A 13,609-nucleotide genomic window follows, 5' to 3' on the forward strand; every position below is an offset into this window, starting at 1 on the left:
AAATTCACTTGCGCGGATGTGGTTTCCGGTCCAATCAGCGCAATGGTGTCCGAAGCCGGAGCGCCATGTGCCGGCGGCTTCGCCGGTTCCGTTTGACCAAAGCAGGATGGACCTGATGGCCCGCGATACGACCGACGATACGCCGATCACCTCGATCGATGAGCTGACCGAATACCTCGCGGGCGGCTCAAAGCCGGAAGCCGATTTCCGCATCGGCACCGAGCACGAGAAATTCCCGTTCTTCGTCGGCACGAACGAGCCGGTTCCCTATGAGGGGAAGGCCAGCATTTCCGCGCTGCTCATCGGCATGCAGGAAAAGCTCGGCTGGGATCCGATCATCGACGAAGGCAAGATCATCGGCCTCGCCGAGCAGCATGGCATGGGCGCTATCTCGCTGGAGCCGGGCGGGCAGTTCGAGCTCTCCGGCGCGCCGCTGAAAGTCCTGCACGAGACCTGTAAGGAATCCAACCAGCATCTGGCGATGCTGCGCGAGATCGCCGAGCCGCTCGGCATCCGCTTCCTTGGCCTTGGCGGCAGCCCGAAATGGACGCTCGCCGAAACGCCGCGCATGCCGAAATCGCGCTACGGCATCATGAGCCGCTACATGCCGAAGGTCGGCAGCCAGGGCCTGGACATGATGTACCGCACCTGCACGATCCAGGTGAACCTCGACTTCTCCTCGGAAGAGGACATGGCGCGCAAGATGCGCGTGTCGACCAAGCTGCAGTCGGTGGCGACTGCGCTGTTCGCTTCGTCTCCCTTCACCGACGGAAAGCCGAACGGGCTCGTTTCCTGGCGCGGCGACATCTGGCGCGACACCGACAATCAGCGCGCCGGCCTGCTGCCCTTCATCTTCGACGCGGACTTCGGTTTCCGGCGCTATGTCGAATGGGCGCTCGACGTGCCGATGTATTTCATCGTCCGCGACGGTCGCTACCGCGACTGTACCAACATCACCTTCCGCCAGTTCATGGGCGGCGCGCTGAAGGGCGAAATCGACGCCTGGGCGCCGACGATGGGCGACTGGACCAACCATCTCTCGACGCTCTTCCCCGAAGTGCGGCTGAAGCGGTTCCTCGAAATGCGCGGCGCCGACGGCGGCCCGTGGCGGCGCATCTGCGCCCTGCCGGCCTTCTGGACCGGCCTGCTCTATGACGCCGGCGCGCTCAACGCCGCCGAGGCGCTGACCGCAGACTGGTCGTTTACGGACGTCCGGGAAATGCGTGACGCGGTTCCTTCGCAGGGGCTGAAGGCGACGATCAAGGGACGCTCGGTGCTCGATACGGCGCGCGAGGTGATTTCCATCGCCCGGGGTGGTCTCAAATCCCGCGCCAACCTCAACGGCGACGGCGAAGACGAGAGCGTGTTCCTGGCAACGCTCGACGAGATCATCGCCAAGAAAGCGACGCTCGCCGACGACCTGCTGATGCTCTACAACGGCCGCTGGAACGGTTCGGTCGAGCCGGTCTTTTCCGAGTATCAATATTGAAGGCTGGCGAAGAGCCGGCTCCGGCAAAATATGCGGGTGCTTTGGTTTTTTGCAGTTGTGCCGTAAGATGAAGCACTTATGCTTCAGCGAAATGACACGAATGTCCAAGCGAGAGGGTCCTGCATGCTGCCACTGTTCGATATGATGATGCAGGCGCAGAACGGCGCCGCTGTCGAAGCCATGGCCAAGCAGTACAACATCGCCCAGGAACAGGCGGCAAAGGCCATGGCTGCACTGATGCCGGCCTTTTCGTCCGGCCTGCAGCGCAAGGCGGCCAATCCATACGACTTCACCGCCTTCCTCGCCGCCATGCAATCCGGCAATTACGCGGAATATTTCGAGGATATCGGCAAGGCTTTCACGCCGAAGGGCATTGCCGACGGCAATGCGGCGCTCGAAACCATCTTCGGCTCGAAGGAGGTTTCGCGGGCGATCGCCGCGCAGGTCGAGCAGATGACCGGCATCGGCCAGGAGATCGTCAAGCAGATGATGCCGGCGACCGCCAGCACGCTGATGGGCGGCATCTTCAAGCAATCCATGGGTCAGGTACAGCAGGCGAACGCCGCCTTCACCAATGCGGCCATGACGCAGATGATGCAGCAGTGGCTGGAAAGCACCGGCTTCGCGCCGAAACCGCAGCCTCAGGCCAATCCGTTCGACAATCCCTTCACCCAGGCGATGCAGTCCATGTTCGGCGGGCAGCAGCAGGCCAAGCAGGTCAACCCTGCCGACATGTTTGCCGCCAACCCCTTCATGAAGATGTTTTCCGACATGATGAAGCCGGCTGAAGACAAAAAGCCGGAACCGGAGCCCAAGCCGGAGCCGCCGAAGGAACCCGCTGCTGGCGCCGAGCTGAAGCAATATTCGGACATGATGAGCGCGATGTTCGACAGTGGCCTGGAAGTGGGCAAGGCCTACCAGAAAAGCATCGAATCCATTCTCGACGGCTACATGAAAAACGGCGACACAGCCGATAAGAGCTGAGGCAGAAAAGCGCCTCCATCCGACAAGTCAGGACGTAAAAAAGCCCGGTATTCGATAAACGAACACCGGGCAAAGGCAGGGCTATTGGCTCTCACCCTGCGGGGAAATCAATCTCGCGGCAGATAGACGATCGACCGACGGGCGCGAGCCCTTGCCTGGCGGGTGAGGTAACCGGACGGATCGTTGAAGAGATCGGTCGTCGCCAGCGCGCGATGAACGTCGCGCCGGTCGATGCCTATGTCTTGCAGCATATGATCATCCAGATCGGTCATTTTCGTCACGATGATACGATTGCGGATTGCACGATAAACGGATGCCACCACATTCCAGGCCCGGGCGGCAATCGGGCGGCGTGCGGGGCGCAGGGCGGCGAGGTCGAGGTCCAGTGTCCGTTCAATCGTGCTCATCGGATCATCCTTTCACAAGGCACGAGATAAACCTGCCCTCCAGAGGGCGGCCCTGGAGGGTGTGGTCGATGTCGTTTAGAGGGAGGAGCTTTCGCTCCGTGGCGTCTACAATGCCAGATTGTCAAAAAGACATTGATCAGTCCAACGAATGTTTCTAATGATTATCATCAAACCTTCTTATAGGTACAAGATGAGCGCGCCACTCGATATCGATCAGCTTCAAACCTTCGTCTCCATCGTCGACACCGGCAGCTTCACAAAGGCCGCCGACCGGGTCTACAAGACCCAATCGGCCGTCTCCATGCAGATGCGGCGGCTGGAAGAGCGGATCGGCAAGCAGCTGTTCGCCAAGGACGGGCGCGGCGTCCGCCTGACGATCGAGGGCGAGAAGCTCCTGAACTATGCGCGGCGAATGATCCGACTCAACAACGAGGCCATGGCCGCATTCGACGACAATCGTCTCGAAGGCACGGTCAGGATCGGCACGCCCGACGATTACGCCGACCGATACATGCCGGAGATCATCGGACGCTTCGCCAAGACCCATCCGAATGTCGAGCTGTACATCGCCTGCGAACCTTCCGTGACGCTGATCCAGAAGATGTCGCGCGGCGAGCTGGACATCGCACTGATCACGCACGATCCGGCGACGGCGATCTCGACGGTCGTCAGAACGGAGCCGCTCTGCTGGGTGGCCTCGGCCAACCATCCCCTCCGGGAAAGCGCGCCGGTGCCGCTGGCTGTCGGCCGCATGGACTGTCGCTGGCGGCAGCTCGCCTGTTCGGCGCTCGACGCCGGCAACCGCGACTACCAGATCCTGTTTACCAGCTGGTCCTCGACCGTGGTTGCGGCCGCCGTTCTTGCCGGCATGGCGGTCTCCGTCCTGCCGGAATCGGCCTTGCGGTCCGGAATGCGGGTGCTGACGCAGGCGGACGGCTTCCCGCCCCTGCCGCCGGTCCAGATCGGCATCATCAAGCGGCCCGGCGCGCCGGTGTCGCTGATCAACGCGCTCTCGAACCATATCGTCGCCTGCCTCGACAATATGACGCCGGCTCAGGCGACCGATGACGGGCTGGATGGCGACATCCGGGTGATGGGCCGCCTGCCCCGGCTGCGCCCGGGACATATCCTGCCGGGCTGGTGATGCCGCCCCGGAAAATACGGACCCAGATAGCGAAAGGCCGGGACAATGTCCCGGCCTTTCTCAAGTCATGCGCCGGCAGGTTGGGGCCTGGCGCCAGGCGCATGAAGCTTGATTGGATCAGTCGACCAGATCGAAGCGATCGGCGTTCATGACCTTGGTCCAGGCGGCGGCGAAGTCACGCACGAACTTCTCCTTGTTGTCGTCCTGGGCGTAGACTTCGGCATAGGCGCGCAGGATCGAGTTCGAACCGAAGACGAGGTCCATGCGCGTGGCCGTCCACTTGACTGCGCCGGTCTTGCGATCGCGGATTTCGTAGTATCCGCCTTCAACCGGGTTCCAGGTGTAGGCCATGTCGGTCAGGTTGACGAAGAAGTCGGTCGTCAGCGCGCCGACATTGTCGGTGAAGACGCCATGCGTCGAGCCGGCATAGTTGGTGCCCATGACGCGCATGCCGCCGACCAGAACCGTCATTTCATGCGCGGTGAGGCCCATGAGCTGGCTGCGGTCGAGCATCAGCTCTTCCGGGCTGACGACATAGTTCTTCTTCAGGTAGTTGCGGAAGCCATCGGCCAGCGGCTCCAGCGGCGCGAAGGAGTCTGCATCCGTCATCTCGTCGGTGGCGTCGCCGCGGCCCGGAGAGAACGGCAGCGTCACGTCGTAACCGGCGGCCTTGGCAGCCTGCTCGACACCGACATTGCCGGCGAGCACGATGACGTCGGCGACGGACGCGCCGGCTTCGCTTGCGATCGGCTCCAGAACGGAGAGGACCCTGGCGAGGCGGGCAGGTTCATTGCCTTCCCAATCCTTCTGCGGCGCGAGACGGATGCGGGCACCGTTGGCGCCGCCGCGCATGTCCGAACCGCGATAGGTACGAGCGGAATCCCAGGCCGTGGAGACCATGTCGACGAGCGACAGGCCGGAAGCGGCAATCTTCGCCTTGACGGCTTCGACATCGTAGGCGGTCGAGCCGGCCGGGATCGGATCCTGCCAGATCAGGTCTTCGGCGGGAACTTCCGGACCGATGTAACGGGCCTTCGGGCCCATGTCGCGGTGGGTCAGCTTGAACCAGGCGCGGGCAAAGGTGTCCTTGAAGTATTCCGGATCGGCCATGAACTTCTGGCAGATGGCGTTGTAGGCCGGATCGACCTTCAGGGCCATGTCGGCATCCGTCATCATCGGGTTGCGGCGCTTGGTCGGGTCGGACGCGTCGAGCGGCTTGTCTTCTTCCCGGATGTTGATCGGTTCCCACTGCGTGGCGCCGGCCGGGCTCTTGCGCAGTTCCCAGTCGTGGCCGAACAGCATGTCGAAGAAGCCCATGTCGAACTTCGTCGGATTGGTGGTCCAGGCACCTTCGAGACCGGAGGTCACGGCATTGGCAGCCTTGCCGCCCATGTTCGGGTTGCTCCAGCCCATGCCCTGGTCGACGACGTCGGCTGCTTCCGGTTCGCGACCGAGTGCGGCCGCATCGCCATTGCCGTGGGTCTTGCCGACGGTGTGGCCGCCGGCGGTCAGCGCGACGGTTTCCTCGTCGTCCATGGCCATGCGGGCAAAGGTCTCGCGCATCTGGGCGGCGGTCTTCAGCGGATCGGACTTGCCGTTCACGCCTTCCGGGTTGACGTAGATCAGACCCATCTGGACAGCGGCCAGCGGGTTTTCCATCGTTGCCGGGTTTTCGACGTTTTCATAGCGTGCGTCGGACGGGGCAAGCCATTCCTTCTCGGCGCCCCAGTAGACGTCGATTTCCGGATGCCAGATGTCCTCGCGGCCGAAGGCGAAGCCGAAGGTCTTCAGACCCATGGATTCGTAGGCGACATTGCCGGCGAGAATCATCAGGTCGGCCCAGGAGAGCTTGTTGCCGTACTTTTTCTTGATCGGCCACAGCAGGCGGCGGGCCTTGTCGAGGCTGGCATTGTCCGGCCAGGAATTGAGCGGGGCGAAGCGCTGGTTGCCGGTACCGCCGCCGCCACGGCCATCGGCCAGACGGTAGGAGCCGGCAGAATGCCAGGCCATGCGGATCATGAAGCCGCCATAGTGACCCCAGTCGGCCGGCCACCATTCCTGGCTGTCGGTCATCAGCGCATGGAGGTCCTTCTTCAAGGCGTCATAGTCGAGCGTCTTGACGGCTTCGCGGTAGTTGAAGTCCTTGCCGAGCGGATTGGTCTTGGTGTCGTGCTGGTGAAGAATGTCGAGGTTGAGTGCGTTCGGCCACCAGTCCATAACCGACTTGCCGGTTTCCGTATTGCCGCCGTGCATCACGGGACATTTGCCTACTTTGGCATCCATAGCGATCTCCTATCATTCTTCGTTGCGATCCCGCCATCCTGCACCCGAGATGTGAAATCCGTTTGTCCTGCGCGAAAATTCGGCGGAGCGGCCTTTAAAAAAGACATCGCGGATATGTTCATCTTCCGGGTCGGGACAGCGAGACGTTGTCCTTGCCGCGAAATGTTTTCGTCGACGAAAGAAGCTTATCACACCCGCCATCGATAATTTCCAATTGCATTTTCTGTTTTTCATCATAAGAAAAACCTATCATGCTGACACTCAGACAAATGCGCTATTTCGAGGCCCTGGCAGGCACCGGACATTTCGGCCGGGCGGCCGAACTCGTGCATGTCAGCCAGCCTGCCCTTTCGGCCCAGATCGCCGAGATGGAGAAGGAACTCGGCATGCCGCTCGTCGAGCGACGGCGTGGTGCCACGATCCTGACCCGCGAGGGCGAGGACCTGCTGCCGCAGATCCGCCAGATCCTGGCCATGACCGAAGAATTGCACGGGCGGGCGCGGCGGCGGCGGGGCGTGCTCGAAGGCCGCATCCGCATCGGCATCATTCCGACGGTGGCTCCCTATCTGGTGCCGCGACTGATCCCGCACCTGCGGGCGAACCATCCGGCAATCGAGATCGAGCTGAAGGAAGCGGTCACGGACAGGCTGGTCGGCGAGTTGCTGGAGGGCAAGGTCGACGTGATGGTCGCCGCCCTGCCCGTCGATGACGAACGGCTGGACACGATGGCGCTCTTCTCAGACCGGTTCTTCATGGCGGTGGCCAGCAACGACACGGACGTCCTGATGTCGCCGATGACGGAGACGGAGATCGACGCCGACCGGCTGCTCCTGCTGGAGGAAGGTCATTGCCTGCGCGACCAGGCGCTGGCGGTCTGCACGATGGCCGGCAAGCGCAGCCTCGTCAATTTCGGTGCGACCTCGATGGCCACCCTCTTGCAGATGGTGTCCCACAACATGGGCATGACCCTCATTCCGGAAATGGCGATCGAGACCGAAACCGGCCGCAACGACATCCGCATCATCCCCTTTGCCGAACCTCAGCCGGCGCGGCAGATCGGCCTTGCCTGGCGCCACCGGGGCGCCTCACGCGCCGATGTCGAGGCGCTTGCCGAAGCAATTCGCGCGTGCAGCAGCGGAAAAACCGCCTGACAGCGGCGGAAATGGTGGCTTTTCTCCACCGCAAATACACGCTTTGGTAAAAAACTAGCCTCTATACTCCTCCCCATAATCTGTTTCAGAACGGCCCGCGCTGAGGTGCGTGCCGGATTTGTGCATTAAAAATATCGGGGACATCACCGTGAAGTCGATCAATCTGGGCGTTTCTCACCGTCTTTCCATTGCCATCATATTTCCGCTGCTCGGCCTTCTCTGCTTTGCTGCCATCTCGTTGACGGATACCTACAAGTCGATGAGCGAATACCGCAGCCTGGGCGAATTGCAGCAGGCGCTCGGCAAGATCAATCTTCTCAACACGAGCCTGCGCGAGGAACGCAGCGCCGCCGGTCGTTTCCTGACCGACGACAAGGCCACCGATACCTCCGTACTCAACGCGTCGCGCCAGCAGACCGATGCCGCTCTTGGCGATCTCGACGGCGCGGTCAGCGTCTTGAAGCAATCCGACGGCGTGATCCAGGACGATGTGCTTGCCAACCTCAACACGGCGATCGCCGGCCTCGGCGACATTCGCAAGAAGGTCGACCAGCGCGAACTGTCCTTCAGCGGCGCCATCTTCGCCTATACCGCGCTGATCGAGCCGCTTCTGGACTTCGATCAGGCCAGCAGCCGCGCCAGCAGCGATGTCAACATCGCGCTGAAATCCGCCGCCATCGCCGACATCGCGCTGGTGATCGAAGGCGCTGCCCAGGAACGGGCAATGATCGACAGCGCGATCGCCGCCGAAAAGCTGACCACCGTCCAGTTCGAGAAATTCCTCGACTACACGGTCTCTCAGGATATTCACCTCGGCCTGTTCATGCGCAATCAGGATCCGGACCTCAAAGCCACCTTCGAAGAAGCCCTGAAGTCTGACGATGTCGTCGGCCTGAAGCGCTTCGACGGCAAGCTGCGCCGGGTTGGTCCCGACGGCAAGATCCGCGCAAAGTCCTTCGACGGCTGGTTTGAAACGACGACCAAGCGCATCAACAAGCTGGTCGAGATGCAGCACGCCTCCGAGCAGCGCATCACGGAGCGGGCGACCGACCTCTACACCTCGGCCAAGCTCTCGACCATTCTCTGGTCTCTGGCCACCCTGCTCGTCGCCGGCATCACCATCGTTCTCGCCGTCCTGCTTGGCCGGTCGATCACACGACCGCTTGCCTCGCTCACCGGCTCGCTCGAGGCCATTGCCGGTGGCAATTATGACGCAGAGGTGCCTGGCACCAGCCGCAAGGACGAAATCGGCGTGATGGCCAATGCGGTCGCGCACCTTCAGGAAGGCGCGCGCGAAAAGATCCGCCTTGAGGAGCAGGAAGAGGCAAACCGCATCGCGGCCGCCCGCGAGCGGGAGGCGAACGACTTCGAGAAGAATGCCCGCGCCGAAGAGCTTTCGTTTGCCGTTTCCGCCCTGGCGAATGGCCTCGGTCGTCTTGCCGACGGCGACATTTCCGAGGACATCGACGAGACCTTTACGGCCGACCTCGACCGCCTGCGCCTCGACTTCAACGCCGCACAGGCGCATCTGCGCAGCGTCCTTTCGGTCGTTGACGCCACCGCCCGGTCGATCCGGCTGAATGCCGCCGAGATGGAAAGTGCATCCGGCGACCTCTCGCACCGCACCGAACAGCAGGCCGCCTCGCTTGAGGAGACCGCAGCAGCGCTCGAGGAAATCACCGCGACCGTCAAATCCTCTTCCGAGCGGGCGAGCGAAGCCGGTGAAATTGCATCCCGCACCGTGAAGGCGACCTCGCGGTCCGCCGCTGTTGTCGGCAATGCCGTCGAGGCCATGGGCCGGATCGAGAGTTCGGCGGCCAAGATCAGCCAGATCATCTCCGTCATGGACGACATCGCCTTCCAGACGAACCTCCTGGCGCTGAATGCCGGCGTCGAGGCCGCCCGTGCGGGCGAAGCCGGCAAGGGCTTTGCCGTCGTCGCCCAGGAAGTGCGCGAGCTCGCCGGACGCTCCGCCAATGCCGCCAAGGAGATCAAGGCGCTGATCAACGCATCGAATGCGGAAGTGAAGGCGGGCGTGTCGCTGGTTACCGAGACCGGCGAGACGCTGGGCGAGATCGAGCATTTCGTCAACGACATGCTGAACCGCATCCAGTCCATCGCCGGTTCGTCGCAAGAGCAATTCGCGAGCCTCTCGGCGATCAACGGATCGGTGACCTCGATGGATCAGATGACGCAGCGCAACGCGGCCATGGTCGAGCAGACCTCCGCCGCCACGGCGCAGCTTTCGACGGAAGCGCAGACGCTGGCCGAAGGGCTCGCAAGCTTCAACCTGACACCCGGCGGACATCGCGGCCAGACGGGACGGATGCGAAGCGCCGCCTGACAGGCTTCAAAAGCAGAAAAGAAAAGACCGGCGGTTCATCACCGCCGGTCTTTTTATTTGAATTGCATTGCCGATGAAATCCGCCGCGCTTAGCCGGCGAGATCGAGAACGATGCGGCCGTCGATCTTGCCCTCTTCCATACGGGCGAAGATCGCGTTGATGTTCTCGATCTTGTCCCAGGTGAAGTGCGAGGCGACCTTGCCTTCGCCGGCGAACTGCAGGGATTCCTCCAAGTCCTGCCGCGTGCCGACGATCGAGCCGCGCACCGTGATGCGCTTCAGCACGGTGTCGAAGACCGGCAGGCTGATCATCGACGGCGGCAGGCCGACGAGCGCCATCGTGCCCTTCGAGCGCAGCATGTGGAACGCCTGCTCCATGGCCTTGGGCGAAACAGCAGTCACCAGCGCGCCATGCACGCCGCCGACCGCCTTCTGCACCTCATCGACCGCCCCGGCTTCGCGCGCATCGACGATCAGGTCGGCGCCGAGGGACTTGGCAAGGTCCAGCTTGTCCTTGAATATATCCGCCGCGACGACATGCATGCCCATGGCCTTGGCATACTGGACGGCCATGTGACCGAGGCCGCCGATGCCGGAGATCAGCACCCATTCGCCGGGCCGCACCTCGGTTTCCTTCAGTCCCTTGTAGACGGTGACGCCGGCGCACAGGACGGGAGCGGCAGGGCCGAATTCGAGGCCAGCCGGCAGGATGCCGACATAGTCGGGATCGGCGAGACCGTACTGGGCGAATGTGCCGTTGACGGAGTAACCTGTGTTCTGCTGCTTGGCGCACAGCGTTTCCCAGCCGGTGCGGCAGGGATTGCAGCAGCCGCAGGCGGTGTGGAGCCACGGCACGCCGACGCGATCGCCTTCCTTGACGCTGGTGACGCCGGCACCGAGCTTCGCCACATAACCGACGCCTTCATGACCCGGAATGAAGGGCGGATTGGGTTTGACCGGCCAGTCGCCATGGGCGGCATGGAGGTCCGTGTGGCAGACGCCGGTCGCCTCATACTTCACCAGAATCTGTCCGGGTCCCGGCTCGGGCACCGGCACCTCCTCGATGACGAGCGGCTTCTTGAACTCGCGCACCACGGCTGCTTTCATGGTCATTGCCATTTCAATCTCCCAAATTTGCCAACAGGTCGACGCCGCCAAAATCCGCGAGAGCGGGCGGCGCAGGCCTTGAGGAACAAAGGTGTCTGTTAAACCACAGGGGCTGGACGGTAATCCGAAATGGATACTAGCCGAGAGATCGCACGCACAAATTGACCTGCGTCAATCAGCCGACGGCGAGATGATAAGCGAGCAGCGCCCACATCAGGACGATCATCAGGACACCGACCATGAAGGCGGGCTGGCGGTAGCGGATGCGGTTGCTGGTGATGTGGATCCAGGCGTGAACGTAGCGGCTCGCCACAAAGGCCCAGGCGATGAGAACGGCCGTCAACGTGGCCGCGCCGGTCACGTAAAGCGCCAGGCAACCGATGTGAAAGAACACCGGCAGTTCGAACTGGTTCTCCAGATTGTTGCGGACGAACAGGCTTTCCGGGGGTTCGTCCCTGTTCTCGCGAAACTGCGAGATGCGCGCCGATCCGCCCTTGACCGCCGCGGCGCGGCGCATCCCGAGCAGCACATAGACGATCGACACCAGCAGAAAATGGGCGATCATCGGCCAGAAGATGGCGGTGTCGTAAGGAGCGGTCATGCTTGTCAGCCTTCCGTTGAGGAGCTCGGGCGGAGAACGGTCAGGCGCAGAACGATGACGCCTATGATGGTTACGAACATCAGCTTGAGCCGGATCATCCACGGCAGGAGAAAGGCGAGAAGCGATGCGAAGGCGGCGGATGGTTCAGCCGGCGGGAAAAACAGAAGGCAGAAGATATTCTCGGCATAGTCGCTTGCCATGTAGAGAAGCGGCAAGGCGAGCAACGTCGACGTAAGCCAGCCCGGCAGAGGGGCCCCGCGCAGCCGAGCGATTGGAAGAAGCCGGCGGAGAAGAAGGAACAGAAAAGCGGCGAAGATTACGGGAAAGAGCAGGTCGGTCGTCAGATGCATGGTCTTCAGGACCGACGCAGCAGCTTCATTGCCGACCAAGCGTTCGCGCAGGTCCAGCAGGCTTTCGGTTGTGGCGAAGATATCCTTGTCCGGCATCACCGCATGCGGCAATTCCGAACCGAAGCGCCACGGAAACCAGAGACCGTTGATCGCAAAGAGAAAAGCGCTGGCGAGCCCTGTCAGCCACAGGGCTCGCCGATTGTTTACTTTATCGCCGTCCGGCAACAATCACATGCCGCCCGGATAGTTCGGGCTTTCGCGGGTGATCGTCACGTCGTGTGCGTGGCTTTCGCGCAGGCCGGCGCCGGAGATGCGAACGAAGGTCGCGCGCTTCTGGAACTCCTTGATGTCGCCGCCGCCGACATAGCCCATGGCAGCCTTCAGGCCGCCGGCGAGCTGATGCAGAACGGCCGAGACCGGTCCCTTGTAGGGCACCTGGCCTTCGATGCCTTCCGGAACAAGCTTCAGCGTGTCGCGAACCTCGGCCTGGAAATAGCGGTCGGCGGAACCACGGGCCATGGCGCCGACGGAGCCCATGCCGCGATAGGCCTTGAAGGAGCGACCCTGGTAGAGATAGACCTCGCCCGGGCTTTCATCCGTACCGGCGAGCAGAGAGCCGACCATACAGGCGGAGGCACCGGCGGCGATTGCCTTGGCGAGGTCGCCGGAGAACTTGATGCCGCCATCGGCGATGACCGGAATATCCCTTGCCTGCGCGGCTTCGACGGAGGCCATGATGGCTGCCAGCTGCGGTACGCCGACGCCGGCGACGATACGGGTGGTGCAGATCGAGCCCGGACCGATGCCGACCTTGACGGCATCCGCGCCAGCATCGATCAGCGCCTTGGTGCCGTCGCTCGTTGCGACGTTGCCGGCGATGATGCGCACCGAATTGCTCATCTTCTTGACCGCGCTGACGGCATCAAGCACGCCCTGGGAATGGCCATGGGCGGTATCGACGACGAGAACGTCGACGCCTGCGTCCATCAGCCGCTCGGCGCGTTCCTGCGCATCCTTGCCAACCGAGATTGCGGCGGCGGCGCGAAGGCGGCCCTGTGCGTCCTTGGTGGCATTCGGGTTCAACTGAGACTTCTCGATGTCCTTGACCGTGATCAGGCCGACGCAATGGCCGGCATCATCGACGACGAGGAGCTTTTCGATGCGGTGATGGTGGAGCAGACGCTTGGCTTCCTGCTGCTCGACGGTCTCGCGGACCGTGATCAGGCCTTCCTTGGTCATCAGATCGAAGATCTTCTGTGTCGGATCGGAGGCGAAGCGGACATCGCGGTTGGTCAGGATGCCGACCAGCTTGCCACGGCTGCCATTGCTGCCTTCGACGACCGGGATGCCGGAAATGCCGTGCGCCTTCATCAGCGCCAGGGCGTCGGCGAGCGTCGCCTGCGGGCCGATCGTCACCGGATTGACGACCATGCCGCTTTCGAATTTCTTGACCTGGCGGACTTCCTCGGCCTGCTGCTCGGGCGTCAGGTTGCGGTGGATGACGCCAAGGCCGCCGGCCTGCGCCATGGCGATCGCCAGCCGGCTTTCGGTCACCGTGTCCATGGCGGAGGAAAGGATCGGCAGGTTGAGCTCGATATCTTTGGCAATGCGGGTCGCGATGTCGGTCTGCCCCGGCATGACCATGGAATGACCGGGCTGCAGGAGCACGTCGTCGAAGGTAAGCGCTTCAGCGCCGGTTGCCGTGATAATAATCTGTGCCATGCCAAATTCCTTTTAGAATAGGATCGTC

At 62.5% G+C, this 13,609-nt stretch carries 11 protein-coding genes; 5 read left to right on the forward strand and 6 right to left on the reverse strand.

All coding sequences use genetic code 11. The features are described 5' to 3' along the window. The first annotated feature begins 115 nt into the window (after positions 1-115). Positions 116-1,489 carry a glutamate--cysteine ligase gene (locus ACU5AZ_RS06580; protein WP_446825220.1) on the forward strand — a complete coding sequence of 458 codons (1,374 nt, stop codon included), beginning with the start codon at positions 116-118 and terminating at the stop codon, positions 1,487-1,489. A gap of 123 nt (positions 1,490-1,612) precedes the next feature. Beyond that, the gene (locus ACU5AZ_RS06585; RefSeq protein WP_446825221.1) at positions 1,613-2,473 is read left to right on the forward strand and encodes a DUF937 domain-containing protein; all 861 of its coding nucleotides are present in this window, start codon (positions 1,613-1,615) and stop codon (positions 2,471-2,473) included. 107 nt (positions 2,474-2,580) lie between these two features. Here the strand turns inward: ACU5AZ_RS06585 and ACU5AZ_RS06590 are convergent, their stop codons facing one another. Beyond that, positions 2,581-2,880 (reverse strand): DUF1127 domain-containing protein, encoded by a 300-nt coding sequence (locus ACU5AZ_RS06590; RefSeq protein ID WP_446825222.1) that lies wholly within the window; start codon positions 2,878-2,880, stop codon positions 2,581-2,583. 190 nt (positions 2,881-3,070) lie between these two features. On the opposite strand from ACU5AZ_RS06590, the gene ACU5AZ_RS06595 reads away from it, so the two are divergent. After that, a complete protein-coding gene (locus tag ACU5AZ_RS06595) occupies positions 3,071-4,024 on the forward strand; it encodes a LysR substrate-binding domain-containing protein (protein ID WP_446825223.1) in 954 nt (317 codons plus the stop codon). A 117-nt stretch (positions 4,025-4,141) separates the two neighbouring features. Here ACU5AZ_RS06595 and katG read toward each other — a convergent pair whose 3' ends face one another. After that, a complete protein-coding gene (gene katG / locus ACU5AZ_RS06600; RefSeq protein ID WP_446825224.1) occupies positions 4,142-6,307 on the reverse strand; it encodes a catalase/peroxidase HPI in 2,166 nt (721 codons plus the stop codon). 251 nt (positions 6,308-6,558) lie between these two features. On the opposite strand from katG, the gene ACU5AZ_RS06605 reads away from it, so the two are divergent. Together ACU5AZ_RS06605 and ACU5AZ_RS06610 are read left to right on the forward strand one after the other, a co-directional pair. Next, positions 6,559-7,458: a LysR substrate-binding domain-containing protein gene (locus ACU5AZ_RS06605; RefSeq protein WP_446825225.1), complete on the forward strand. Its 900-nt coding sequence runs from the start codon at positions 6,559-6,561 to the stop codon at positions 7,456-7,458. Between the two features lie 148 nt (positions 7,459-7,606). Beyond that, a complete protein-coding gene (locus tag ACU5AZ_RS06610) occupies positions 7,607-9,802 on the forward strand; it encodes a methyl-accepting chemotaxis protein (protein ID WP_446825226.1) in 2,196 nt (731 codons plus the stop codon). An 89-nt stretch (positions 9,803-9,891) separates the two neighbouring features. Here the strand turns inward: ACU5AZ_RS06610 and adhP are convergent, their stop codons facing one another. From adhP to guaB, 4 genes are all read right to left on the reverse strand, one after another. Further along, positions 9,892-10,920, reverse strand: a complete 1,029-nt coding sequence (gene adhP / locus ACU5AZ_RS06615) for an alcohol dehydrogenase AdhP (RefSeq protein ID WP_446825227.1) — start codon at positions 10,918-10,920, stop codon at positions 9,892-9,894. Between the two features lie 163 nt (positions 10,921-11,083). Further along, on the reverse strand, positions 11,084-11,509 hold the full coding sequence (locus tag ACU5AZ_RS06620) for an MAPEG family protein (protein ID WP_446825228.1): 426 nt from the start codon (positions 11,507-11,509) through the stop codon (positions 11,084-11,086). Between the two features lie 5 nt (positions 11,510-11,514). After that, positions 11,515-12,084 (reverse strand): hypothetical protein, encoded by a 570-nt coding sequence (locus ACU5AZ_RS06625; RefSeq protein WP_446825229.1) that lies wholly within the window; start codon positions 12,082-12,084, stop codon positions 11,515-11,517. A 3-nt stretch (positions 12,085-12,087) separates the two neighbouring features. Beyond that, entirely contained in the window at positions 12,088-13,581 is a 1,494-nt protein-coding gene (gene guaB / locus ACU5AZ_RS06630) for an IMP dehydrogenase (RefSeq protein ID WP_446825230.1), read from the reverse strand. Positions 13,582-13,609: the final 28 nt, after the last annotated feature.

The organism is Rhizobium sp. PAMB 3182 (assembly GCF_052908355.1).